The sequence below is a fragment of the Leptothoe sp. EHU-05/26/07-4 genome (assembly GCF_043421015.1).
Lineage (GTDB): Bacteria > Cyanobacteriota > Cyanobacteriia > Phormidesmidales > Phormidesmidaceae > Leptothoe > Leptothoe turfae.
Genome location: NZ_JAXSQV010000002.1, coordinates 1,272,849 through 1,298,791 on the forward strand (window position 1 = coordinate 1,272,849; position 25,943 = coordinate 1,298,791).

Here is a 25,943-nt window from a genome sequence, read left to right on the forward strand (position 1 = left end):
CAAAATCAATTAAATTCCAATTTGTAAATGTACAGGAAATGTACAGACGTTCCATGGAACGTCTTTCAATACTATTGCTTTGTCTTAGGCAACTGCCCCTGCGGTCTCAGCCTACGCTCACCCTGGGCAAGAGCCTTTTGCACTTCAAACAACTGTTCCTTATCTATAGCCTCTACAAAGATCCTCAACAAAAACAAACTAGCCCCATCTGATAACGTCTCAATACCGTCGGGATAAATTACCAAAAATTTCTCCTTTTCGCTCTCACTCATCCCCAAGGCAATACTTTTACCATCTACATAAATCTCTTTCCGCCGCCCAACAACCTTCGACTTAATCTCAAACTTTTTATCCCATATCTGCCAGTTAATCCATACTTCTTCCTGTTCCTGCAGACCTGGATCAAAGCCATAACGACCAACAATATAATAAGTCGGCTCCTGAGCAACAGGATCCAAAGCCTGCATTTCAATTTGGCATAACAACATGGTGATTACTCCTCAAAACAAATGGCTAACAAGCCTTGACAGATCTTGACTAATACAAAATCCTGGTTACCTGTCCCCGATATCGAAGGGCAACCATAAGGATATGGCCCTATGAGATTATCCACTTTTAATCGGGGGTAATGCATTCGGATTTGGTATGGGAATGGATAATCCTGTAGGGGCTGTGCCTTGTGCGTTCGACTGAGCGTTCGACTGAGCTCACGCCGAAGTCTCAAGCTGAAGTCTCACGCCGAAGTCCAGCCCAGCCCCCCAAAACCTATTGAGCCGCCTCTTGCAACTCGGCAGGTCGCACGGTCAGATTCTTCATTTGATCACCCCGCATTACCTCGAATTTCAACGCCTGACCAATCTTGCTACCCTCAACAACATCTTGCAACTGTTCGGCATTAGTCACAGCGGCATCATCGATTTTGACAATCACATCACCACGCCGCAGTCCACCTTTCGCCGCAGGGCTATCTGGCACCACCTGCACAATCAACACACCTTCCGTCTCAGGCACCGTCAGCACAGAGTTCGGATCTTCATTGATCTGCTTCGCCTGCTCCACAGTCAAATTGGTCATCTGGATACCAATAAATGGGTGAGGCACCCTCTTACCCTGAGCCAAAAAGCTTTGAATTTCCTTCGCCTTATTGATGGGAATCGCAAAGCCAATCCCTTCTGCATCAGCCCGAATAGCGGTATTAATGCCGATGACCTCTCCCTGTTCATTGAGCAAAGGACCACCGGAATTCCCCGGATTAATGGCCGCATCTGTCTGCACAAAGTCCAGACGCTTATCTGGGATACCCACCTGAGAGCTAGAACGGTTAAGCGTACTAATAATCCCTAAAGTAACTGTATTATCCAGACCTAGCGGGTTGCCCACAGCAATTGCCCAGTCGCCCACCTGTAGCTGGCTAGAATCTCCTTCAGGGGCTACGGGTAAGTTATCGCCTGTAATCTTAACAACTGCTAAATCAGAAGGTTCGTCAGTTCCCTTCACTTCGCCATCAAAGGTACGGCCATCCCGCAGGGTAATGGTGACCTTGTCCGCGCCGTTCACTACATGGGCATTGGTCAGCACCAAACCACTGCCGTCGACAATAAAGCCAGACCCTTGCCCCTGTTGACGATATTCCTGGGGTAACTGAGGAAATGCATCCTCGCCAAAGAAACCACGGAAAAACGGATCGTTAAAAAATGGATCAGGCCCACGGGTAGCAACCGTACGTTCCGTATCCACACGAACAACGGCTGGACCCACACGATCAACCGCCGCTGCAACAAAATTATGGGGGCTATCTGGAATCCTTGAAGCCTCTACTAGCTGCGCTGCAGGCGCTCCCACTTCAGCAATGGTTGGTGGGATGATCCATTTAGAAAATAGCCTCAACGAGGTTAATGTCAATGCCACACTGAGGACAATAACTAACGCGTAGTTCCTGATCTGACGCATGGGACGTGCTCTCAATTCAACGGGGTGCGGTCTGACCGTCCATGGTCAAACCTGGTTTAAGTCTTTCTTCATAGTTTGCAACGTCTTTAAGACTTTGAAAGTCAGGATAACCCTACAAAATAAGGAGTGATGTCTTCCAGATGCAGTCACACGCAATGCTTCCGGAGCGCTGAACTGTCCCTTATGGAGAAAGATCAGAATAAGGCTTTAAATGCAACATTAAGTCAGATGCTCAAACAACAAAAGAGCCAGGCATAGCTATGCCTGGCTCTTTTGTACCTAGAACAGATATAGTATCGAATCCGAATTCATTAAGCTCGATTAAAAATGGACAATCCTGTAGGGGCACCCCCCTTGTGAATGCCCTTCGGTACCGGGCGCTATTAGTCAGGATGTCGTATAAGATCTGCCCTTACGGGATTATTCATACAATCAGGTTTGCTAAATTCGGAGCCTTGGCACCTGAAACCTAAAATCCAGGCGTCAGCAATTGCCTCTTACTCACTACTTCTCAGCATTATTTAACAGCTTCAAAATTTGAGCTGTAACCGCCAAACTCTCCTCAAACAGCACATCTTCACCCCAGCGTTGTAGCTGCTGTTCTAATAACAAATCAGAACGTTGGTCAGAGATAGCTGTTACTTCTTGGATATAGCAAGACTGCGCACCCCCACCAGACTCCATTCGCATACAGCCTGCCGTCTCAGAGCAGAGAATGGTGCAGCAGTTAGCATCAAGATTAGTCGATGACATCCGCAAGCCGGTCAAATCACCCAGCACTTCCCCCACATCAGCCACCGGAATAGCAGCTAATTCCACATCAATGGAGCGGCCATGGTTACCTTTGAGGGTAATGCGTCGTAAATCGTAGTCGCCGCCTTCTAATTGATAATCTTCAGGCTGCCACTGTAGACGACTGGCTAACCAGCCAAGATACAGTAGTGCCTGGGCGGCATTACCTTTCTCGTAGTCGACACCCACCTGGTCCATTTCCAACAATGCCAACCGTCGCTCAGGTGGATCGAAGGAAGCGGCAGATAGTTCTTGCCACGGAGCCAGACGATACCAGTTTAAGTCAGCCACTTTAGTACCGCTGTCCACTAGCTGATGGATCTTTAGTAGCTCTGACTCAGGATTGCCATAGTAGCTGGAGTCTAAAATTATGCAGCTACCGAGAGAGGCCATGGACTGAAAGAGAAGCTGCTCTGGATTAGGGGTAGCTTTCCACCAGATAAATTTAGGCAGATCGTCAATCACTAAAGATTTAACCAGGTTATCCACCCGATCCAGCGCTTTCTTCGTACCTCGCAACGTAATGTACTCACAGCACACTAGACGACTGTTACTGCTTTTCTGAATCGGGCAATAGGCAGACACCTGGGCCGTAACGCCAGTATCTTCATCGCCAAAGGTGGGGCAAAGGGTAATCACCCGACAAGGGTTTTGGGCCGCTAGGGCTTCGTTAAGGCTAAAGCCCCGCAGGTCGGCATTTGTATAGCGACGCAGCTCAGGAGATAGGGCCCGAAACTCATCGCGCAGACGCTGTAAAGTTACTTGATCCACCCGGTTGGTAATGGGTAAGCCATAGGTTTGCTGGGCGATCGCGATCGCACGTCTTGTCTCTGGCCCATGCTGCCCATCAATAGGCTTGGTATAAAAGCCTAGAGTTGCCAACAACTGCTGAATCTCTTCTGGCTCATAAATGATGACATTAAACGTCGTGGCTCGCGTCGCTACACCGGAAGCATCAGCAGCATAGTTATGCCATATCTCCCGAAGCTCGGCTTCAATATCGTCAACTGAAATGTCTTTAGGCTTTTGTAGCGTAACTAGAGAGGTCACCATGGCTTTAACCGCGCAATTGAATAGTAAGGTCAGGGGGTGGAAGTTTTGAGGTTTGAGGTGTTGGGTCCTAGTTATTGGTTATTGATTCTTTGGGTTGAAATGGCTAATAACTAATAACTAATAAACGTATAACTAAAGTCTTCGCCAACGACGACCGACTTTATTCAGCAAGAATTCGGCCTCTACTGGCTCCCATGTACCTGCTTCATATAACGGAATCTGGGCAGGATCGGCTGGGCTATCCCAAGCTTCTAAGACTGGTGTAAGCACCCGCCACGATTCTTCTACTTCGTCTCCTCGGGTAAATAGGGTTTGATCCCCGAGCATGGCATCCACCAACAAGCGGGCATAGGCATCGGTGCTGGGTTTACCAAAAGCTGCATCATAACGGAAGTCCATATCTACTGAGCGTGTCCGCAAAGAACTGCCCGGTGTTTTCACTTCAAACCGCATGGAAATACCTTCATCGGGCTGAATTCGCAAGGCCAGAATATTGTCATTCATCTGCTTTGCCGCCGACTGGAACATTAGGTGAGGCACCTGCTTGAAGTGTACTGAGATTTCCGATACTTTTTTGGGCATCCGTTTACCCGTACGTAGGTAAAATGGCACCCCTTGCCAACGCCAGTTGTCGACGCGCATCTCAATGGCGGCAAAAGTATGGGTCGTCGATTGTTCTAACCCGTCTTCTTCTTGGCGGTAGCCAGGTACAGGCTGTCCTTTCATCCAGCCATTGGTGTATTGCCCCCGCACAACACAACGATCCAGGTTAAGAGGATCGGCCAGTCGTGTTGCCTGCAATACTTTAACTTTCTCGTCCCGCACACTGGAGGCTGCCAGGGAATTGGGCGGTTCCATCGCCGTTAGGCAAAACAACTGCATCAGGTGGTTTTGCACCATATCCCGCAGGGCTCCAGCAGTCTCATAATAGCCAGCACGCCCTTCTAGACCAACGGTTTCTGCCACCGTAATCTGCACATGATCGACAAACTGCCGGTTCCACAATGGCTCAAAAATGGCGTTGGCAAATCGGAAGACCAGTAGATTCTGAACGGTCTCTTTACCGAGATAGTGGTCAATACGATAGACCTGCTCCTCCGGCACCACCGCTCTTACTTTTTGGTTCAAAGATTGAGCCGATGCCAGGTTACGGCCAAAGGGTTTTTCAATAATTAAACGCTGCTTGGTTGGGTCTGTCAGCATGCCCGCAGCCCCCAACTGTTGGGTGGCTTCAGCAAAAAAGCGTGGAGCAACCGACAGATAAAACAGCCGATTGCCTCGCGTATATCGTTTCTCATCCAGCTCAGCTAAAAAGACTTTCAGCTTCTGATAGCTCTCTGGCTTGTCAATATTACCCGGACAGTAAAACAGTCCAGCGGCAAAGTTCTCCCAAAGCATCTGGTTATGAATACCACCACCGTAGTCTTCAATACCCTGTTTTAAATGCTCACGGAAGAATTCGTGGCTCCATTCTCGACGAGATACCCCCACAATTGTTAGCTCTGGTGGTAGCCGACGCTCTTGGCGCATTTTATAGAGAGAGGGCACCAGCTTACGCTGGGTTAAATCTCCCGACGCACCAAAAATAACTAAAATCTGAGGCTCTGGAATACGATCTTGCTGGAGACCAACGCGGAGGGGATTTTCGAGGAGAGAAACCATTTGGGGGTAAAGGGAAAATAAAAATGGTAGGAGCACCGCTTATGGGTGCCCTAGGCTGCGAAGTGGGCACCCACAAGGGGGATGCCTCTACGTTTATTGTTATGCAGGCGACAGCTGCTTAACCTTCATCACCAATGAATCCATCAGCTGGTCAAAGGGTTTAATAAACTTATCGATGCCTTCAGCCAGCAGCTCATCCATCACCTGCTCAAGGTCAATGCCCACGGTGGGAAGAGTTTCAATTACTGCATAGGCAGCATCCACATCACTTTCAAGGCGGCTGTTCACATCACAGTGATCGGCACAGGCTTCAATGGTCTGGGGAGGCAGGGTATTTACAGTATCTGGACCAATCAGCTCATCTACATACATGACATCGCTGTAGGCAGGGTTCTTAGTGCTGGTGCTAGCCCACAGTAGGCGCTGCACGTTTGCACCGTTAGCAACCAGTGCCTGCCAACGATCGCTTTGAATGATCTTTTTGTATTCTTGGTAAGCCAGCTTGGCATTTGCGATCGCAACCTTACCTTTCAAGCCAGCAATCTGATCCCGCTTACTCTTATCGGACTCCGCCAGTTGATCAAGGGTATTGTCAACCTTGCTATCGATGCGGCTCAAGAAGAAACTAGCCACCGATGCCATGGCGCTAATGTCATGGCCATCCGCCAAGCGACCTTCTAGACCCCGAATATAGGCCCAGGCCGTATCGATATAGCTCTGTACTGAGAACAGTAGCGTCACATTGACGTTGATCCCATCGCGGATAGTCTGCTCAACGGCCTTTAGCCCCTCGGGTGTACCTGGGATCTTAATCATCAGGTTGGGACGCCCAATCGCAGCTGCATAGCGACGGGCTTCAGCAAGGGTGCCTTCAGCATCATGGGCTAGATTGGGGGGGACTTCTAGGCTGACATAGCCGTCCAAACCATGGGAGGATTCGTACACTGGCTTAAGCACATCGCAGGCCCGTTGGATGTCATCAAAGACCAAAGTCTCGTAAATTTGATCAACGGACTGACCAGCCCGTACCCCCGCTTCAATTTCTTGATCGTAGATTTCATTACCTGCGATCGCTTTTTCAAAGATCGCCGGGTTAGAGGTAATCCCATGTACATCTCGACTGTCAATTAGCTTGACCAGCTCGCCAGAAACAAGCAAATCTCGGCTCAGATTATCCATCCACACACTTTGACCATGGTCTTTTAGATGCAGAATTGGACTGTCATTCGCTGTAGTCATAGGGTAAATATCCTATATGGGTGTTTCGTGTTTTCAAAAGTTTTGTTTGTACAGAAAAAATTCCGCTGTCGACAGCAAGGAGTTACCAATTAAGCTTGGCCAATGGCAGCGATTTCAGCTTCACGCTCGCGAAATCGATCCTGAATAAACGATTTCACTAACGCCACATCTTCTGTACTGCCCAAAACTAAAGGCGTACGCATATGTAACCGATCGGGAAGCACATCTAAAATTTCCTGGGTTCCCGTTGAGGCCTGTCCCCCCGCCTGCTCTGCCAAAAAGGCCAGTGGAGCCGACTCATAAAGCAAGCGCAATTTACCATCCGGGTTTTTCACAGTGCCTGGATACAGGAAAACTCCGCCCTGGGTCAAAATACGATGAAAATCTCCCACTAACGCACCACTGTAGCGAGCTGAGTATCCCTCATGGCGGTGTACGTAACGAATATAATCTCGGATAGAATCATCCCACTGCCAGAAGTTACCTTCATTTACACTATAAACAGGCCCATGGGCAGGAATTGTAATGTTCTCTTCCGAAAGGATAAACTCTCCCAGGCTGGGATCAAGGGTAAACATATGCACCCCTGTACCGATGGTATATACCAGTACCGTACTTGGGCCATAGAGAATATAGCCTGCCGCTAACTGTTCTCGTCCTGGCTGCAACAGGTCTTTGCCCGTTTGCCCTTCATCATTACCCCGTTGCTGGCGAATGGCAAAAATTGAACCAACATTGAGATTGATATCTACATTGGATGAACCATCAATGGGATCGTATAGCAAGGTATATCGCCCAATGGGACAGTTCTCAGGAATATAGAATGGAGCCTCCATCTCTTCAGAAGCTAAGCGACAGACCAAACCGCTTTGCTTAAAGACATAAATAAAGACGTCGTTGGCGTAGACGTCCATTTTCTTAACCGATTCCCCCTGTACATTTTCACGCCCGGTAAACCCGAGGGCATCTTCGACTAAGCCCGCTCGCGATAAGTGCCGAGCAATCAGCTTGCCAGCCAGGGCAATGCGATTCATCAAAGCGCTTAGATCTTGAGCATCTGGCCCAAAGCTTTGAAGTTGCTGCAATACATGGCGCGACAGCGTCATTGAGTCACGATCTAACGTGGCCTCGTGAGATGGTTGATAGGTTTCAACCATAGAACCTCCATTCCCTCTTGTGATTGAGGTGGGTGAGCGAATGAAGCATCTATTGGCCATCGGGACAACATCCGAGTAATTAAGAAATTATTTGGATCGCTTACCAATGCCATTAGATACTTCTATTGCCCATGTTAGAAACCTGATCTAGGAAATGAAAAAAACTTTTAGATCAGTTACAGAAACACTCCTAAATTTGTCATCCAAGGTGCTTACAAAGTTTTAAATAGCTTTAAACAAATAAGAAATAGATGAGTCTGGCCTGAGTCACATTTCATAGGTCTAACAACATTCACCCCCAGGGATCATTTATTCATTACGAAACGAATAGGGCGATAAGCAAATGTACGTAAAAACAAGTAGGTAATTACATCTACTGCGCCGTTTACTATAAATCTTGTTACTACTGTAAGCATTTACACCGCCATCGCTTTCACAGCAACTTTAGGATAAAAACCCGTGTCATTAGGGTTACATTTCATCGATAAGTTAGCTGTGATTAGAAAGGGGGAGTTGTAATAATTACAACCTTCTTTTGTCAGGCTTCAGCATTATCAACATTATGGGCTATTCGGGATGGCAGCAGCCCGCTAAATATGTCTTACAGTTAGTGGGCTGGTTAGGTATTTTTACCCTAAGTAGCCCTCCTGCCTGGGGGCAACTACAACCTACAGGAACAACAGCTATCACCACGGCAGGGGATCAGATTCAAATCACTGGGGGTACTCAGTCAACAGATGGAACAAATCTCTTTCATCAGTTTGAAGCGTTCAATGTAGCCACTGGCGAAACGGTTACATTTGTTGCTCCTGACTCAGTGGAAAATATCCTAGGGAAGGTTAAGGGAAATCAAGCATCCATTATTGATGGTGGCTTAGCTGTTCCAACCAGTGCTAATCTCTGGTTACTCAACCCAGCTGGCATCCTCTTTGGCCCCAACGTTCATCTCAATCTCAATGGAGATTTCACGGCCACAACGGCTGACACCATCGGATTTGATCAGGGCTGGTTCACCCATGGTGCAGATCCTCAAGCGTTAGTCGGCCATCCTAACAGTTTGGCATTTATCTCTCCCCCCGCTCATCTGATTAATTTAGGAAACCTACAGGTCGATCCTGGGCAACATATCCGTCTATTCGGGGGCAGTCTTACCAATGTAGGGACGATTACGGCTCCTGCAGGCACAGTTACTGTGGCTGCCGTGACAGATAGCAACCGAGTTAGCTTAAGCCAGGCGGATCAAATACTCACCCTGGAGGTTACACCCTGGGCTGAGACAGTTTCTGGTCCTAGCGTCACGCCTACCAGCCTGCCAGCCCTCCTCACCGGCAATAACATCGACAATGCCGATACCCTAACCGTCAACACAGACGGTACGGTCAGCCTCACGCAAACAGAAACCATTACCCCCTCAGCAGGACATGTGGCCATTACTGGCACCATCAGCAGTGCTGGTAATCAGGGTGGGCAAATTGCACTTTTAGGCGACCGGGTCTCCCTGGTCGATGCAGCCATTAATGCCGATGGGATCAACCAAGGCGGCCAGATCTATATTGGCGGTAATTATCAAGGCACAGGTCCTCTACCAAACGCAACGTACACGTGGGTAAACCAGGATTCTGAAATCAATGCCAGTGCCCTACAGCAAGGCCATGGGGGCCAGATAATTGTTTGGGCCGATGACGCCACGGTGTTTAGCGGCGGTGCCTATGCCCAGGGAGGACAGCAAGGGGGTAATGGCGGCTTTATTGAAATTTCTGGGAAAGAGCATCTAGGGTTCGATGGAGAATTTTCCCTCAGCGCTCCCCAGGGTGAATCAGGTACCATCTTATTTGATCCCGACAATATTCGCATTGTCAGCGGTGGTACACCTGCTGAAGTTGCAACAGAATCGCTTTTATTCCCCAATATCAATGCGACTGATAACGACCTCGGTACGTTAACCCTACACGCCAACACGTTAGAAAGCTGGAATGGTAATGACAACATTATTCTACAGGCCAATACCAACATCGACATTGATTTAGGTAGCAACAATGAACTGACGTTTCAACCAGGAACAGGCTCCATTACGTTTATAGCTGACGCTGATAACAACTTTATCGGTAGCTTTTTCATGAGTGGAACAGACAATACCTTGAAAACGTCGGGGCGAGATATCAGCATTTCAGGCACAATTATTACTCTCCAGTCCCTGGATACAAGAACAGGAACAGGGGCTGGCAATGTTAATCTTGCAGCTCCACTGCTCACATCTGTATCAGGTAGGCTAGATGCTGAGGACATTACCGTCAGAAGCAATGAGCTAAATTTAAATGGTGGCAACAACTCCATTAGTGGCACAACGTTATCAATTGCACCTGACAATCCAACCCTAGCCATTAACGTAGGACCCAGCACTAATACTTTATTCGATCTGGACCTTTTAGAAACCGATGTTTCAGCCCTGCAAGATGGTTTTACTAACATCACCATCGGACGCTCCGATGGGACAGGTACCATTACTCTCAATGATTCTGTTACAGATGGAGGCACAACTCCGTTTCAAGATCCTGTCACTCTCCTTGGGGCAAATGTTCTACGAGGTCCCAATCGGGTAACACCTTGGGTAATTACAGCCAGCAATCAAGGTCATCTCAATGACCTTTTTAATAACGGTCTGAGCTTCAAAAACATCGATTCAATTGTCGTTGGCAATGGTACCAATGATACGATTTCAGGGGCTGATGGCAATGACACCATCACATTTTCAGGGGTGGATGCTGGCACGTTTAATGGCATAAATTTTGCTGGCATTCAAACAGTTAATGGTGCCGGTGGAGACGATCGCTTTATTTTTGGAAATGGAGCTGTTATTAGCGGCATCGTTGATGGTGGGACGGGTAACAACACTCTAGATTACGGTGCCTACATTACAGATATGACCCTCGACCTGGAAACTGGTAATGCACCGGGTACTGGGGGCATCCGCAATATTCAAAATATAATTGCTGGAAGTGGTTCTAATACACTGCAAGGGACAAACACTGATGATGTGGCTACACTCACGAGTGCAGCCACTGGCACCTTAAATGGTACTAACTTTCAAGGCTTTGAGACTATTCTGTTAGGGGATGGTAACGATCGTTTTGTTGTCAATGGAGGAACGTGGACCACACTGGATGGAGGCTTAGGAACAGACACCCTAGATTACGGGTCTAGTGCCATTGGTGTCACCATCGATCTTGAGAATCAAATAACAACAAACGTCGCAGCATTCACCAATATAGAAGACTTTCGAGGTAGTGGTAATACTGATACGTTACAGGGAACAAATAGTAACGACGACATTACTCTCACTGGTACGGATATTGGCACTATCAACACCCTAGCCTTCAATGGCTTTGAAAATTTAAACGGTCAGGCCGGCAATGATAATTTTATCTTTAGCAATGGTGCCTCAATCACGGGCACCCTAACTGGCGGCGATGGCAGCGACACAGCTAATTACAGCGCCTACACCACCAATATTAATGTTGATTTTCAAACCAATAATGCAACCGGCCTTGATGAATTTAATACACTGGAATCCTTCATTGGCGGCAACGGTAACGACACGTTTAGGCTCAATGCAAATACCCCCATTGAGTTTATAAATGGCGGAATCGGTAGTAATACCTTAATTGGTGACAATGTTGACAGTACTTGGAACTTAACAGCTAGCAATACCGGTAATGGCACAGGAGTAGACAATTTCTCCAACATCCAAAATCTGATCGCAGGCAATCAATCCGACCAGATCAACATTCTTACCAACGGTGCCGGATTTACTGAAGATTTAGATGGCGGTGCCGGTCCACTTACCTATATAGGAGACACTATCAGTCTAGGCACGGCCCTTGTAGGGACTGAAGCATTAAATCTTTCTCCCTTGTCAACCTCCAGAGATATTCAACTAGGCGGTTCTGATACCCCCTCTGCTCTGACAATTTCCACAGCTGAATTAGCAAGTATCTACAGTGGCTTTACAGCTATTACCATTGGTCATGCGGAGGGTAGTGGCACCATTACCCTAGGAGACAATATAACCCTACTTTCTCCCACTACGATTATCTCTCCTCAAGACAATGGAAAGATTGATACCCAAGGCTTTAATCTGACAGCACCTGACCTTACACTATCAGCGGCAAAAGATATCACAACTGCTAATCTCACAGCTCCAGGAGGTGTGATACTCAACAGCGGTGGAGCTATCAGGACTCAAGATATTTTGACCACGGGCCCTCTGGATGGTGGTGATACCATCGTTAATGCAGCAACAACAATTACCTCACAACAGATTGACACCACTGGCACTACAGGGGGCAATGTCACCCTGAATGCAGCAGATACTATTCAGGTTCAAAGCATTCGAGCCGAGGGAGATAGTGCAGGCGGCAATGTGGATATTACCACCGACCAATTCTTTCGAGCCACCAACAGCTTTACCAGTTTAGACGGATACGTCGCCAGTATTTCCACAGCCGCCACCAATGGCACAGGTAACATTACTATTCGCCATGGCGGCAATAGTGCCACCCCTTTTCGAGTTGGTGATAGCAGCATTCTAGGCAGTGATGCCCTGATCACCAGTGGTGAATTTAAAATTGCCATAGATAACTCGTATTTAAATAGCTATTCCCTTGGCAATATCACTTTTCTAACCCAAGACATCTTAGCACCTCCCACTCCCCCCACTCCTCCCACACCGCTCACCCGTAATCCTTCTCCCACAGTTAACTCCCCCCTAAGTACTAACCTGCCTACGGTTATTGAACTACCTACAGCTAATTCCCTATTTACTACCGATTTGAGATCTCCGCTCCTCGACAGCCGCGCTACCCCCTTAGATGAAGCAACGTCTTCAGTGGGTGCCAATGATTCTAACAGTGCGCTGTTTGAACGTTTAGAAAATTCATTTTCCGATCAGTTTAAGTCTCACTTAAATCTATACGAGCGTGTTAGCATCTCATCCACCAGCCTGGCCTCGGCCCAAGCAACCCTTGGTAATGTTGAAGAGATTATGGGGGTAAAGCCCGGTGTTCTATACATATACTTTTTGCCATCGGAAGAGAACACTACAGCAGCATCCGAGTCTAGTCCCTTAAACCCCAATAATGATGAATTGGGACTCCTTCTAATCACCCATACAGGACAGACCATACGACGAAAAGTTGAAGGGGTTACCCGCAGTGACGTAATGGCCATAGCAGAGAATTTTTACGCCCAGGTAACCAACTCCATATCTGTCCCATCCCAATACTTGCCCCCTGCTCAACAGCTATATAGCTGGTTGATCTCGCCCATAGAAAATGAATTACAAAGCCAAGGAATCCAAAGCTTAGCCCTGGCCATGGACACAGGTTTACGTACTCTACCCGTTGCCGCACTTCACGATGGGAATGAGTACTTAGTTGAACGTTACAGCTTAGGGGTGATTCCCAGTTTTAGCTTGACTGACTTTAATCCTGAAAATTTTCTCTATTCTCAACTGGAGAACACTCACCTGCTAGCCATGGGAGCGGCGCAGTTTCAATCACAACAGATTCTACCCGCTGTACCTGAAGAACTAAACATTGTTACCGAAGCATTTCATGAGAGTGAGGTATTTCTCAATGAAAGATTTACCCTCAATAATTTGCAAACCCAAGTTGCCCGCAATCAGTATGGGATTGTTCATTTAGCGAGCCATGGTGTGTTTGCCCCCGGTGAACCACACAATTCCTATATTCAACTGTGGGACCAGCCCCTACAGTTGGATCAAGTCCACACCTTAGGCTTACAGGATGCCAACATTGCCCTGATGGTATTAAGCGCTTGCAACACGGCTCTGGGCGATCGTGAGGCCGAATATGGCTTTGCTGGCTTAGCGGTGAATGCGGGGGTACAAACCTCCGTTGCTAGTCTCTGGCCCATCAGTGATGAGGGAACGCTAGGGTTAATGACCTATTTTTATGACAATCTACAGGAAAATTCAGTGCGAGCCAATGCCCTACGCCAGGCACAGCTAGCTATGTTACGAGGTGAACTGTCGTTTGCAGATGGGACATTATATGGTTTTGATGGGGAAGCATTAGCGCATTTTCCAGAACTGAAATATCACGGACGTTGGGATTTTGACCATCCTTTTTACTGGTCGACATACACCCTGGTGGGCAGCCCCTGGTAGAGATATGCTTTATATTCTAGAGAAATTCTTCAAGGTCTGAAATTTGCCTTAATTTTATAGCAGAAATTTTAAAAGTATCATTAATCTCTAATCTCTACAAGACCTATAGAATTGAGAAATAGTTCGATTTTCAGAAAATTGACTTTGAAGAAAAATCATATTTCTCAAAACGACTTAAGAGGTTATAAAGCACCTAAAGCTGTTTCTACTTCAAGCAAGGCTTTTCGAGTTTCTGTAACCCTCTCTCTACGTCCGATTCTTTCGAAAATATCTAAAGCATCACTAAGTTGTTCTAAAGCTTCTTTCAGTTTCTTCTTCTTTTTACGTATCGATGATTCATTCTTAGCTAATCGCCTAGCAATTAAACCATATCCACGATAACACCATGCAATGGTATGGTCTCTACCAATATATTGAGCTATCTGGAGTGCTTTATCAAAACGTCGTTTGATCTCCTCAAGAGGCTTCTGACCTAGCCAAATTTCAACATGACCTAAATTAGCTGCACTAAATGCTATAAATGCATCTCTGTTTCTCCAGTTACTATTTTGTGCATCATCTAAGACTTTAGAATATAATTTTTGAGCAATCTCATAATATTTTATGCTCTCATCTTTTTGATTAATAATGTTATTCCAATGACCTCTATCAACAGCCAAATCTCCTTGATTAGAGTCAGTAATTGAAATAGTGTACTCCGGCTCCTCTGAAGACCAAGTCAGGCCATGTTCCTGTAGATACTGTGTCAGTAGTTGACGAGCCTCATCATGATAATTGTTTGATTGTTCAAAGAGATTATTGATATCTCCAATCATTTCAGGAATTGTAAGTTGTTTATATTCCTCTACAGCCTCTATCGCCTCGCCATGGGCAATTAGAGCACTCAATTGAAGGTTTTTGGCCTGATAAAGCTTATAAAAAACATTATCTGTTGCAACTTTTTTCAAGCTTGACTTAGCTTTTTTTCGCCACTGCTTAGCTTCTTCATAGTTGTTTTGACGACTGCAAACCCACCCTGCTCTGAAAGCTAATCTCCATGAGATTTCAGGATTCCTATCTGTTGAATCATCTTCTAGATTAAATGCAGAACTGCATATCTGAATACGGGTATCCCAAAAACCTCGTTCAAACAGAAAATGATGTAATGATTCGACAATTTTAAACGTATTTGCAAAATCTCTTTGAGCTTTACACCAATCAAATGTAGCAATACAGTTCTTTAAATCTTGCTCCAGTTTATTGTATTTTGTTAATTCTAGGCCTGGACGACCTAATTCCTCCATAAGTTCGGTAAAGTAATCAACGGCCTTACCATATATTTCTTGTTTTAAATTTGTGTTGCTGTTTATCTTTTCACTTGCGAAACTACGAATTAGGGGATGAATAGAATATCGAAACTCATCGCCACCCATTTGCTCACGATGAGTATGTAAAAGTGACAACCTTATTAGATGATCAATTTCAGAACGAAATTCTTCTTGATCAGTATCACTAATAATTTGAATAGCTTGTTCTGAAGCAGGTGCCGCAAAAAATGTCATCCCCATTAGAATTCTTTGAGCATTATTGCTAACAATTTTCCATGAGGCACCAATTAAGGTTGTGAACATTGCCTCTACCTTAGAGACATCTGCTGATAATGCTTCATCTGGACTTGTTCCTCGACCAGTTAGGCTATTAATAATTACATTGAGAGACACATTTTCGGAAAGAAGGCCAATTATCACCCCCAATGCAAGTGGCAAACCACCAGTCGCACTATAAATAGCCTTCACTGTATCCGTTGTAAAAGCGTGCTTCACTCCTTTCTTTAGTCTTGCTCGCTCCAGCATTCGTCGTGTTTGCTGACGTGTTAAACCTTCAAGCGTTATCAAACAAGAAGCTTGAGGATAAAATTGTCTTGTTGTGATAAGAATCTTACTTGGATAAAAGGTTTTATCACCTAAAAACTTATCAATTCGATCATCTCCTATTCTTTCAAAACTATCAATCACTAATAGATATCGTTTTTTTCGAAGTAAATCATTGACCTGTTCTTGCTTCTGAGCTAAGGTTAATTGATCAGAACGATAATCAAGCTTTCTCAATACAATATCCAGTAAATCAGCTAAATCAATCGGCGACTCATTTGCTGAGGCCCATATAACTTTCTCAAACTTATTTTTAATATTTCTAACAATTTCAGTTGCAAGCACAGTTTTACCTGTGCCACCCATACCTTGAATAACAACAGTTTTGACCCATCTTTCTCTAGATTTTAGTGGTTCTTCAATAGTTTCACGCTGTTCTGGTCGATCAATAAATTCCACAGGTAATTCAGGTATCCCGTAAGAATCTTTCAAGAAATCTTTCTCTGCTTTATTACTCTTTTGATCAACATCTTGATTGACTTGTTTTAATATTTCAACTTCATCTCGGAGAGCTAAAAAATCTAAGAATATCTCTTTGGGAAGACTCTTAACATCTTCTGATGAGTCAATCAGCTTCTCTAGTTCCTTTAATTTTTGCTCTTTTCGCTTTAAAATTTCTGCTTCAACATTTTTAATATCATGACTGTTAGCTTTACCCTCTATCAATTCCCTCCTTTTCTTGAGGATCGGAATACTAAAGTCTGGCCAATCTTCCATTTGGATAGAATTACAGCCTAACTCAAAAGCTTCTTCGTAACTCCAACCATTTCCTAAGGCATCATAAAAAGCTACTGAGAAAGATATAGCAGCTTCATCATCAATATCTTTACTCATGCCAATCACATAATCTATGTGCTGACTAATAGCATCAGCCTGTTTCTCTGAATAACAGGCATTTAGTAGCACGCACTCAACCCCCCTGCTAGAAAAGAGCTTAAATAAACTTTTCAGAGCTTTAGATGAAACTAACTGTATATCGCCTAACTCATCTTCTAGTACAATCCCATCCTCGTGAACTCCATGTCCAGAAAAATGAACTATTTGTGGGTTTATGTCTAGTAAATGCCTACGAAAATCTTTTGGCCTTACAGCCCATCTTGAAATTAAATTAAAGCTATCTCTATGAAGTGAACGCTTAAGCCCTTCTTCAATTTCTCTCACTTCTTCTCCTAAGCGCAACTCTGAAGATTTCTTAGGATGAGCTGCCAATACTAAGATCTTTTTAGATGTAGAATGGCGATTCATGAGCTTAAAACGAGCATTATATTGGATTTAGCTTAGCGTTCTTCAAATGAAGCGTGTCATAATTTCAATTATAACTTTCATATTCTGAAACATATTTTTATCATGTCCCCCTTTTTACATGACTATTTGTAAGCTGTAGCAGTTTGGTCCACTACCTGAAGAGGTTGCTATATAGCAGAATGGCACTGACGTAAAAGTCGCGGAAAAGGCCTCAGACATGATGATCTGAGAAGCTTACAACCTGGAAGCCCCAATATACTACTGCCTTTACTATGCCGAATCGTGTGGAGATTCTCAAGCAAAAGTATCAAGATAGTCTCGGTCTGCCCTTTGCTCAGATCTTGAGTAAATGTGAAATGGGTGTGACTTTTTCCCAGAATGTAGCAACCGCGTTCAGTGCTTAAAGTTAAACTGATGGCTTGATTCGACCTACGTCCGTGCCATTCGGATGTAGCATCTTTTTCTCGCCCCAAACTACGACATCCAGGACTTTGTAGCATAAGTTAAAGATGTAAGAATGTAGCATATTCCCCCTTGAATGGATATATCAATGCGTCCTATGCTCTATTTGATTCCAATAGTTATCGCTTGCTCTAACGTCTCTATAAAAAGACATCGCATTGCTTAAACGCGATGTCTTCAAGGATCATCAAAGATGTCAAATTAGTTGATGATTTCACTACTCTACAGAGGGCAGAAACAAATCCTATAGGGTCAAGGACTGAGGATTGTTTTCAATTAGATCCGCCAGGTCTTTTAAGAAGGCAGCACCATCAGCACCATAGATAATGCGGTGGTCACAGGTCATATTTACGGTCATCTGCTTCTTAACACCGATCATGCCGTACTCGTCAGCAACCACGGTGGGCTTAGCGCCGCCAATGGCCAAAATTGAACCAGTGCCAGGGGGCAAAATAGCATCGAAACTGTCAACACCAAACATCCCCAGGTTAGACAGGGTAAAGGTGCCAGTAGTGTACTCCTCAGGCTGTAGTTGCTTACTACGGGAGCGAGCAACGAGGTCTTTCCAAGCGCGGGATAAAGAGTAGATATCCATCTGATCAGCGCCGCGCAGAACTGGGGTAATCAGACCGCCATCGGGCATAGCCACGGCCACGGCAACGTTAATACTGCCGTTGTATTGAATACCGGCGTCGGTATAGCTGGCATTGACGATGGGGTGCTTAGTTAGGGTGACCGCAACAGCTTTTGCAAGCAGACCAGTCATGGTCACGCCCTTAGGCTTGATCTGCTGATACAGCGCATCTAGGGCATTAGTGGTGATGCTGTAGCTGACGCGGAAGACAGGTACGGTCAGGCTAGCGTTCATGTTGCGAACGACGGCCTGCTGCATGGTGTTAAAGGGAGTCACCTGACCAGGTACCGGCGGGGGTGCAGTGGGTGCAGCGGGAATCGAAGCAGCGGGTGCAACAGCGGCGGCAACGGCAGCAGGTGCAACGGCAGCGGCAGCAACGGGCGTAGGTGTTTGACCGGCCGCTTTTTCAACATCCTGAGCGACGATGCGACCGTGGGGACCAGACCCCACTAGGGTTTTGATATCAACTTTGAGTTGCTTAGCCAGCTTTTTGGCACGGGGTGAAGCGATGAGGCGGCCACTGGTGGCGGTGGTGGCGGTAGCAGCAGCACCATTATCGTTTTGTGCAGCAGGCGCGGTGGCGACGGGTTCGGGGGTAGGAGCTGGAGCAGTGGCTGGGGCAGCGGCAGCGGCAGCGCCTTGCTTTTTGGCTTCTTCAATTTCGGCGTCGGTTTCGGCTAGGAGTGCGATCGCACTCCCCACTGGCGCAACACCACCAGCTTCTACAACGATAGTGGCCAGATACCCTTCATAGAACGATTCGACGTCCATGTCAGCCTTGTCAGACTCAACGATGACAACGGTTTCACCCTTTTCTACCTTGTCACCAGGGCTTTTTGTCCAAGAAACGATCTTGCCCTCAGTCATGGTTGAGCTAAGGGCGGGCATGAACACTTCGCGAATCATTGGAAAATTCCAGGACGGATGGACAACAAATAAATTAACGAACCGTAAAGGCGCGCCAGCATCTTATTCTAAAAGACTTTGTGTCATTAAATTAAATGGACAGCAAAATAAAAAACCAACCGCGAAGTCACGATTGGTGTCGAATATAAATTTTATGTTTGTGCGTAGGCTGGAGCTTACTTCTCTCTTTGGATTTAGGGATACACACCTAATAATGGGTAAGCCCCAACCTATAGTTCACCGCGAATTTCTTCAATGACACCGTCACGTAGTAGGATTTCTACTTGCATTTTTTTGACGAGGTTATCGCCAGTGGACACCTTGAAGAAACCATCGATCTGGCCTTGGCTGACTTCTTTGTTGAGTTCTAGGGTTTGAACTTGCTGTAGCTGCTGTAAAACCTGGTTCTTTTGCTGAAGTAGCTTGTTTTTGTCTTCGTTGATTTTATTTTGTACAGCGGCCATTTGTTTTTGCACAGCTTCGTTGGCTTCTTGCTTTTGTAGCTCAGTTACCATGCGCTGGCCTTGCATTTCGAGTTGTTGTAGGCGACTGTCAATGCCGTTGATCTGCTTTTGTAGTTGATTTTGGGCTTCTTCTTTCCAAAGTGGGGTAACGACGGCTTTGACGTTGATGACTCGTTTTAGGAGTAGTTGGGATTGCGAAGCGTCCATGAAACTATAAATAAAGACTGGTTTTAGTGATCAATTTCACTAGGTATATTACCCTCTCCGGTAGGAAAGGGGACTTTTGCAAGATTTTCTATGGGTTTGAGGGACTCGGGGAGGATATTTAAGGGGTTGATTGGGGGCCATCTGTGTGTCCTTTCCGGAAGTAGTTAGGATCTCGTTTAGGCAAACTGGGGTTTCCCTGGGTAGGGCCGGGACGCCACCCTACGACCCAACGTATAAGGGTATCCCACATTGCGTAGACAGACGTTACGGCGGGGTCGATTTTGTAGATTCTGACCTGCATATCTTGTAGGGGCATCCCCTTGTGGGTGCCCTGGAATAACCTATAGATTCTTTGGATTTTCTCTATCGCTCCACATATATATCTTAGGGACATCCCCCTGTGGGTGACCCGGGATAACCTATACGATTTTTCAACCCCGTGATGGCATGATTCTGTAATTACGCAATCACGGTAATTATTAGATATCCCCTATTTGAATAGCCCATCGATAACGTCTTGATAGTTGCGGGTAACGACCGGACGCTTGATTTTCATGGTTTGGGTTAGCATACCGTTCTCCATGGAGAACGGTTCGCTTAACAGCGTAAAGGGGCCAATGCGTTCATCGGGGCGATGGCCAGGGCGGGCTTTGACTTCGCGGGTAAGTTCTTGTTTAAAGAGGGTTTGGACTTTAGAGTTATTCAGGGACTCGACGGGGTTGGCTTCGTCGATGGTAATGTCCTGGGTGGTGGCCCACTGGCTGAGGGCTTCTAGATTGGGAACGATCAGGGCTCCAAGGACTTTTTGGTCTTGGCCGACAAGCATGATCTGATCGATGTACTTGCTGCGGGCACAGGCGTTCTCGATGGGCTGGGGTTCGATATTTTCACCGCTGGTGAGGACAATGGTATCTTTGGCACGACCGGTGATGACCAGATCGCCGTTGGCAGTAATTTTGCCAAGGTCACCTGTGTCGAACCAGCCGTCGGGATCGATGGCTTTGCTGGTGGCGTCAGGATTTTTGTAGTACCCCTGCATGATTTGGGGACCACGGACTAGTACAAGGCCTTTCTGACCCTGGGGGACGTCTTGACGGCTGTCTAGGTCGACAATGCGGGTTTCGGTGCCGGGTAGGGGTTGACCGTCGGCCCCTCGCAGGTTTTGCCAGGGGCGACGTACGTGGGTGATGGGAGAGGTTTCGGTGAGACCATAGCCACCGAGAATGGCAACGTCGATGATTTCATAGAAGTCTTCCAGGTGATCGGCAATGGAACCGCCACCGCTGACGACGAAGTTAATGTCGCCGCCTGTGGCTTCGCGGATTTTTTTGTAAACCATGGAGTCGCCCAGCTTATGGAAGGGTAAGAGGACGGCGCACTGAATGCTGGCCATGGCTCGGTCAAAGGCGCTGGGGCTATAGTCGAGGCTAAGGTTCTCGGCAATGCGCTTGGCGGCTATGTAGCGCTGGCTCTGGTGTAGAAAAAAGTTGATCAGTTTTTGCTTACTTTCGGGTTGCTCGCGAAACTGTTTTTGTACGCCTTCATAGATGGACTCCCACAGTCGAGGGACACCCACCATGTAATTAGGTTTGTAGGCTTTGAGGTCTTTTTTGACGTGGCGAATATTGGTGTACACCTGTTGTACGCCCTGGGACAGGGTGAAATATTCAAAGGTGCGTTCATAGCAGTGCCAGATGGGCAGGATACTCATGACTTTGGAGCCCGGCTTGGGATGCACGACACTACAGGCCCCTGAAATTTGGGATAGTAGGTTATCTTGACTGAGCATGACGCCCTTGGGTCTGCCGGAGGTGCCAGAGGTGTACATTAAAGTGGCGAGGTCGGTGCGATCGCATTTCACAGCTTCCAGCTCCACACCGACCCCCAGCTCCATCAGCTGTGTAAAATTCAGCAGTTTGGTCGTCGTCTCTAGCTGAGGCGTTTCATCCGACAGCAGCCCAATAAACCGTAGATTTTTATCCCCAAGGCAGTCGGCTAGCTTATTCAAGGTGGCTTGATCCTGCACAATCATCGCCACAGCATCACTATTTTCAAGGATGTAAGCGAGTTCATCTTTATCAGCTTGGGAACCGCGCACAGCATCCACCGCTCCAACGGTCATGATTCCCTGGTCAGCCACTAGCCAGCGGGGCTGATTATCTGAAAAGAGAGCAATTTTGTCCTGGGGGTTAATGCCCAGTGTTTGTAGACTGGCAGCAAACTGTTTAATTTGTTCGTTTAACTCACCATAGGTCAGCTTTAGCTGGGGGGTACTGTGGGGATCTTCCAGGGCGATTTGGTTGGAAAAGCGCTCAGCAACGATGGGCCAGATGCCAGCCACCGACTGGACATGACTGTAGTCAATCGCTTGGGCAAGATTACTTTGTTCCTGGGGCGTAAGTGTGGCAGCAGTCATAAAAACGTCCTGTAAAACGGTATCTAAAAGTGCCTTGGGTGAGTTTAGTTTAAAGGTATCAACTCAAATCAGAACGTTTCCCCCAGGATAATGCTCAGGAATCAGAAGCTAGGAATCGGGACATCACTGACTTCTGATGCTTGATTCCCTACCTGGTCAGAGTTTTTCAGTTTAAGTTGATATCCAAATTTATTTAGAACTAAGAACTCAAAATTAAACTCACGTGGATTTTATAATTTCATCGATAAACTCTGCACCCATAGCCTTACATAGACCAGTCCGGCAACTGTCAAAGTTGACAATGGGCCATGACAAGCCACCATGGTCAGGCTAAACATCAGAAGTTAAGTTAAGTAACGAATCTTTCGTTCCTGAAACTATGCGCCCTTTATTTGTTGGTCCGCTAACGGTTGAAACCCTGGAAGTACCTATTCGGGATTTACCTGAGCGACTCCAGGGCACGGTCATTGTGCAGCTATCGGATTTTCACTACGACGGAAAGTGCCTGGCTGAAAAAACATTGGCCGATGCGATCGCAACCGTCTCCACCCTCAACCCCGATTTAATCGTCTTCACAGGCGATTTCATCACCGCCGAACCCGACCCTATTTATCCACTGGCCAAGCAGCTAAGTCCCCTCGCCAAAGCCTTTCCCACTTATGCCATCCTGGGCAACCACGATAATTACTGGCCCATGGCTCGAGGCATCGTCACTAAGGCCCTAATCGACATCAATATCAGAGTCCTTTGGAATCAAATCGACTATCCCCTCGGAAATGACCTCGCCTTGGTCGGCCTAGCCGACTACTACAACCGCGACTTTACCCCAACTGTCCTAGACCAGCTACCCACCACATTGCCGCGCATCGTCCTCTCCCACAATCCCGACACCGCCGAACACATGATGCCCTGGCGCGTCGATCTACAGCTATCCGGCCATACCCACGGCGGTCAAATCATCCTACCCGGCATCGGCAACGTCGCCCGTCACTGGTTCCAGTTCCGCAAGCGACTGCCCACAATACTCCGAAAAAGCAATATCCCCTACCTGAGCGACAAATGCGCCAGCGTCGTCGACCACTGGGAATGGGCCATGGGCCTGCACAGAGTAGGCCAGAATTTACTCTATGTAAATCGTGGCCTGGGCAGCTATGCCCCAGGACGGTTGTTTTGTAATCCAGAAATTACGGCGATCACTCTGGTCTAATGTTTAGTTTTGAGTCCTAAATTTTGAATTTTGAGTGAGTTGCCTGAAACAGGGTATTACCAAGCCAATGGGCATTAACTCAAAACCAAGGAAGGAAAATTACTAAGGCCCAATTTTTGAATGTAAAGACGTTCCAGATTCTATTAATCGCTTACTCCTAATGAACTCAAAACTTTCCCTCTCCAAAATCTTAAGGAACCCCAACATTACCCCCTACCAACTTTCCGTTTACTCAAGAACTCCTCTATCCTAGGTAGAACAATTTCTTGAAGCTGCCGAGCCAATGCACAACTTTCTGCCGATTTCCTATTTTGAGGGTCAGTTTTGTCCATTTGAAGATGCCAAAATTTCCATTGCCACCCATGCATTGCACTACGGTACAGGTGCCTTTGGTGGCTTACGCGGCATTCCCGATCCTCAGAATGAAAATCGGGTCTTGCTATTTCGGTTAGATCGCCACTGTACCCGCCTAAGTAAAAGTGCTCGATTGCTGAATTTTGATTTACCGGCGGACAAAATTCAGCATGTAATTACAGAATTTGTAAAGCACAACAGCCCCAAAACATCCTTCTACATTCGGCCCTTTGTATACACCTCAGACCTGGGCATTGCCCCTCGACTACATAACGTAAAAAAAGACTTTTTCGTCTATGGTCTGGAACTTGGGGATTATCTCTCACCAGAGGGTGTCAGTTGTCGGGTTAGTTCCTGGTATCGCCAGGAAGATCGCAGTCTGCCGTTGCGAGGCAAAATTAGCGGCGCTTACATTACCTCTTCCCTAGCCAAGACTGAGGCCGTCGAAGCAGGCTTTGACGAAGCCATTTTGATGAACTCCCAAGGTAAAGTCAGCGAAGCCTCAGGGATGAACATTTTTATTGTGCGCAATGGCAAACTAATTGCCCCCGGTTTTGAGCAGGACATTCTAGAAGGTATCACCCGTGACAGCGTACTCCAGGTCGCTCAAGATTTAGGTATCGATGTCATTGAACGCCCTGTAGATAAATCAGAGTTGCTGATTGCCGATGAAGTATTTCTCAGCGGTACTGCAGCCAAGGTAACCCCAGTACGACAGGTGGAGAATTACACGCTATCAACAGTGCGACCCATCACCGATAAAATTCGCGAAAAACTCTCAGCTATTACAGAAGGACGAGACCCACAATACAAAGACTGGGTATTTGGCATCGACCTAACCTGATCTTCCTAAAGATAATTACCTCTGGTCCCCAAGAATAAGCAATCAGTTAGGCCCCACCTTTTGATGTACAGGCGTTCTATGGAACGCCTCTCCAAACAATAATTTTTTCCTCATAAAATCCTCGTCCCACCATGCGGTCGGCCATGCGGTCGGCAATACTGAGAAGAGTTTGAGACCGTTTTGTCACTGGCGTTTCTGCCCAGCTATCTTTAGCAGCGTGAGTGTCATTTAGGGCCAGTCCTACATCGGCTGCCATAGAGTATAGAATTTGGCAGAGATTTTTACCATTTACTAGGACAGATTTTCAACATACTGAGCTGTGTGGGCGCAATCCGCTGGTCACTAATTAAAGTTGTCGTAGTGAACATGAAAGCCAGATATTTTTGTTTTTTTGACAACAGATTGCACCATAATACTCAAGATTTTTCATAATTGATTGACTGTTTTTATGTCAGACTAAGGCGAAACAATCAATAGAGCTTGTTTTTTGATAATACTGGCTACGCTATAACAGGCCTTGAATAAAACACAGCGAATGGTAGAACTTGTTTAGGGTTGGAGGTACTGTTTGTGTGGTTTGACTGAGCTACGTGACGAGTATTACCAATGCTGCTCATTAACAAACTTTTCTGCTGCTTCCAGTGATTCAAAGGTTTCGGGATAGCGATCTCTAAGCACAGCAGACAAACAGTTGAGATCGCGGTCTTTATAAGTCGTTAAAGCAAAAGGCAAAGCTGCATTGAAAATCAGAGGAAAGTCATCTGTGAAATTAATGCTATCAAGGATTAACAAACTGAAATATGGAGAAACATTACTGTAGACCTGAAACCAGAAAAAATTGATGAATTTGGTTAAACAAGGACCTCCCTACAGTCCTTTGATTTGCTAGCAGGCCATACCCACAGCCAATTCTCTTACCTCAAAATTCAGATTTTGTAGCCACCAGTGGACACATAAGCCCATGGTCTTGATCCGTCATAGTGTCCAGCGAGCAGTTGTTAAAGTACTTAAGTTGCTAGTTGAGCCAGATCAGAATTCTGTCTCGACCCAGCAATCATCTGCTCAGGACATCTACTACGATCTTTCCGTTCCCAGTAGAATTCGCGAGGCGGGTTTCGGTTACTAGTGTTAGCAATCGAAACCCACCCCGCCTTCGCAATAGCCTTCCCACGAAGAGAAATTTTTATTAACCACAAATAATTTCAAGACTCCACTACGCACCTCCAACACCCCTAGGAATCACTTCATCCCCTC

Annotated in this window: 15 protein-coding genes and 1 pseudogene; 4 read left to right on the plus strand and 12 right to left on the minus strand. The window is 46.4% G+C overall.

Features of this window, described 5'->3' with window-relative positions:
• Nucleotides 1-71: 71 nt before the first annotated feature.
• From U2F10_RS07205 to fbp, 6 genes are all read right to left on the minus strand, one after another.
• The gene (locus tag U2F10_RS07205; protein ID WP_006519597.1) at nucleotides 72-488 is read right to left on the minus strand and encodes a hypothetical protein; all 417 of its coding nucleotides are present in this window, start codon (nucleotides 486-488) and stop codon (nucleotides 72-74) included.
• 277 nt (nucleotides 489-765) lie between these two features.
• Nucleotides 766-1,950 carry an HhoA/HhoB/HtrA family serine endopeptidase gene (locus U2F10_RS07210; protein WP_499871493.1) on the minus strand — a complete coding sequence of 395 codons (1,185 nt, stop codon included), beginning with the start codon at nucleotides 1,948-1,950 and terminating at the stop codon, nucleotides 766-768.
• A 504-nt stretch (nucleotides 1,951-2,454) separates the two neighbouring features.
• The gene (gene opcA, locus U2F10_RS07215) at nucleotides 2,455-3,795 is read right to left on the minus strand and encodes a glucose-6-phosphate dehydrogenase assembly protein OpcA (protein WP_163669127.1); all 1,341 of its coding nucleotides are present in this window, start codon (nucleotides 3,793-3,795) and stop codon (nucleotides 2,455-2,457) included.
• Nucleotides 3,796-3,927: 132 nt separating this feature from the next.
• A complete protein-coding gene (zwf, locus tag U2F10_RS07220) occupies nucleotides 3,928-5,457 on the minus strand; it encodes a glucose-6-phosphate dehydrogenase (RefSeq protein ID WP_163669125.1) in 1,530 nt (509 codons plus the stop codon).
• A 99-nt stretch (nucleotides 5,458-5,556) separates the two neighbouring features.
• Nucleotides 5,557-6,696 (minus strand): transaldolase, encoded by a 1,140-nt coding sequence (gene tal / locus U2F10_RS07225; protein ID WP_499871495.1) that lies wholly within the window; start codon nucleotides 6,694-6,696, stop codon nucleotides 5,557-5,559.
• A gap of 89 nt (nucleotides 6,697-6,785) precedes the next feature.
• The gene (gene fbp, locus U2F10_RS07230) at nucleotides 6,786-7,853 is read right to left on the minus strand and encodes a class 1 fructose-bisphosphatase (protein ID WP_163669121.1); all 1,068 of its coding nucleotides are present in this window, start codon (nucleotides 7,851-7,853) and stop codon (nucleotides 6,786-6,788) included.
• Between the two features lie 562 nt (nucleotides 7,854-8,415).
• Between fbp and U2F10_RS07235 the strand changes: the two genes are divergently transcribed.
• Nucleotides 8,416-14,040 (plus strand): CHAT domain-containing protein, encoded by a 5,625-nt coding sequence (locus tag U2F10_RS07235; RefSeq protein ID WP_499871497.1) that lies wholly within the window; start codon nucleotides 8,416-8,418, stop codon nucleotides 14,038-14,040.
• 182 nt (nucleotides 14,041-14,222) lie between these two features.
• Here U2F10_RS07235 and U2F10_RS07240 read toward each other — a convergent pair whose 3' ends face one another.
• On the minus strand, nucleotides 14,223-17,195 hold the full coding sequence (locus U2F10_RS07240; protein WP_499057399.1) for an NB-ARC domain-containing protein: 2,973 nt from the start codon (nucleotides 17,193-17,195) through the stop codon (nucleotides 14,223-14,225).
• A gap of 272 nt (nucleotides 17,196-17,467) precedes the next feature.
• On the opposite strand from U2F10_RS07240, the gene U2F10_RS07245 reads away from it, so the two are divergent.
• Nucleotides 17,468-17,599, plus strand: a complete 132-nt coding sequence (locus U2F10_RS07245) for a hypothetical protein (RefSeq protein ID WP_284681998.1) — start codon at nucleotides 17,468-17,470, stop codon at nucleotides 17,597-17,599.
• A gap of 302 nt (nucleotides 17,600-17,901) precedes the next feature.
• Here the strand turns inward: U2F10_RS07245 and U2F10_RS07250 are convergent, their stop codons facing one another.
• From U2F10_RS07250 to U2F10_RS07260, 3 genes are all read right to left on the minus strand, one after another.
• Nucleotides 17,902-19,197, minus strand: coding sequence for a dihydrolipoamide acetyltransferase family protein (locus tag U2F10_RS07250; RefSeq protein WP_499871499.1), 1,296 nt, complete (start codon nucleotides 19,195-19,197; stop codon nucleotides 17,902-17,904).
• Nucleotides 19,198-19,427: 230 nt separating this feature from the next.
• Nucleotides 19,428-19,868 carry a YlqD family protein gene (locus tag U2F10_RS07255; protein ID WP_163669113.1) on the minus strand — a complete coding sequence of 147 codons (441 nt, stop codon included), beginning with the start codon at nucleotides 19,866-19,868 and terminating at the stop codon, nucleotides 19,428-19,430.
• A gap of 490 nt (nucleotides 19,869-20,358) precedes the next feature.
• Complete coding sequence (locus tag U2F10_RS07260) at nucleotides 20,359-22,284, minus strand: AMP-dependent synthetase/ligase (RefSeq protein WP_499871501.1); 1,926 nt, start codon at nucleotides 22,282-22,284, stop codon at nucleotides 20,359-20,361.
• A gap of 379 nt (nucleotides 22,285-22,663) precedes the next feature.
• Here U2F10_RS07260 and U2F10_RS07265 point away from each other — a divergent pair, with 379 nt between their 5' ends.
• On the plus strand, nucleotides 22,664-23,491 hold the full coding sequence (locus U2F10_RS07265; RefSeq protein ID WP_163669109.1) for a metallophosphoesterase: 828 nt from the start codon (nucleotides 22,664-22,666) through the stop codon (nucleotides 23,489-23,491).
• A 283-nt stretch (nucleotides 23,492-23,774) separates the two neighbouring features.
• Nucleotides 23,775-24,689 carry a branched-chain amino acid transaminase gene (locus U2F10_RS07270; protein WP_163669107.1) on the plus strand — a complete coding sequence of 305 codons (915 nt, stop codon included), beginning with the start codon at nucleotides 23,775-23,777 and terminating at the stop codon, nucleotides 24,687-24,689.
• A gap of 76 nt (nucleotides 24,690-24,765) precedes the next feature.
• On the opposite strand, the pseudogene U2F10_RS07275 reads toward U2F10_RS07270, so the two are convergent.
• Both U2F10_RS07275 and U2F10_RS07280 read right to left on the minus strand, forming a co-directional pair.
• Nucleotides 24,766-24,966 (minus strand): annotated as a pseudogene (locus tag U2F10_RS07275) (hypothetical protein); the annotation flags it as partial.
• Nucleotides 24,967-25,289: 323 nt separating this feature from the next.
• Nucleotides 25,290-25,481, minus strand: coding sequence for a hypothetical protein (locus tag U2F10_RS07280; RefSeq protein WP_163669102.1), 192 nt, complete (start codon nucleotides 25,479-25,481; stop codon nucleotides 25,290-25,292).
• Nucleotides 25,482-25,943: the final 462 nt, after the last annotated feature.

What these genes read in the sequence shown, in the direction of transcription:
- U2F10_RS07205 (WP_006519597.1), bottom strand. Translation starts at nt 488, where the DNA reads ATGTTGTTATGCCAAATTGAAATGCAGGCTTTGGATCCTGTTGCTCAG.
- U2F10_RS07210 (WP_499871493.1), bottom strand. Translation starts at nt 1,950, where the DNA reads ATGCGTCAGATCAGGAACTACGCGTTAGTTATTGTCCTCAGTGTGGCA.
- opcA (WP_163669127.1), bottom strand. Translation starts at nt 3,795, where the DNA reads ATGGTGACCTCTCTAGTTACGCTACAAAAGCCTAAAGACATTTCAGTT.
- zwf (WP_163669125.1), bottom strand. Translation starts at nt 5,457, where the DNA reads ATGGTTTCTCTCCTCGAAAATCCCCTCCGCGTTGGTCTCCAGCAAGAT.
- tal (WP_499871495.1), bottom strand. Translation starts at nt 6,696, where the DNA reads ATGACTACAGCGAATGACAGTCCAATTCTGCATCTAAAAGACCATGGT.
- fbp (WP_163669121.1), bottom strand. Translation starts at nt 7,853, where the DNA reads ATGGTTGAAACCTATCAACCATCTCACGAGGCCACGTTAGATCGTGAC.
- U2F10_RS07235 (WP_499871497.1), top strand. Translation starts at nt 8,416, where the DNA reads ATGGGCTATTCGGGATGGCAGCAGCCCGCTAAATATGTCTTACAGTTA.
- U2F10_RS07240 (WP_499057399.1), bottom strand. Translation starts at nt 17,195, where the DNA reads ATGAATCGCCATTCTACATCTAAAAAGATCTTAGTATTGGCAGCTCAT.
- U2F10_RS07245 (WP_284681998.1), top strand. Translation starts at nt 17,468, where the DNA reads ATGCCGAATCGTGTGGAGATTCTCAAGCAAAAGTATCAAGATAGTCTC.
- U2F10_RS07250 (WP_499871499.1), bottom strand. Translation starts at nt 19,197, where the DNA reads ATGATTCGCGAAGTGTTCATGCCCGCCCTTAGCTCAACCATGACTGAG.
- U2F10_RS07255 (WP_163669113.1), bottom strand. Translation starts at nt 19,868, where the DNA reads ATGGACGCTTCGCAATCCCAACTACTCCTAAAACGAGTCATCAACGTC.
- U2F10_RS07260 (WP_499871501.1), bottom strand. Translation starts at nt 22,284, where the DNA reads ATGACTGCTGCCACACTTACGCCCCAGGAACAAAGTAATCTTGCCCAA.
- U2F10_RS07265 (WP_163669109.1), top strand. Translation starts at nt 22,664, where the DNA reads ATGCGCCCTTTATTTGTTGGTCCGCTAACGGTTGAAACCCTGGAAGTA.
- U2F10_RS07270 (WP_163669107.1), top strand. Translation starts at nt 23,775, where the DNA reads ATGCACAACTTTCTGCCGATTTCCTATTTTGAGGGTCAGTTTTGTCCA.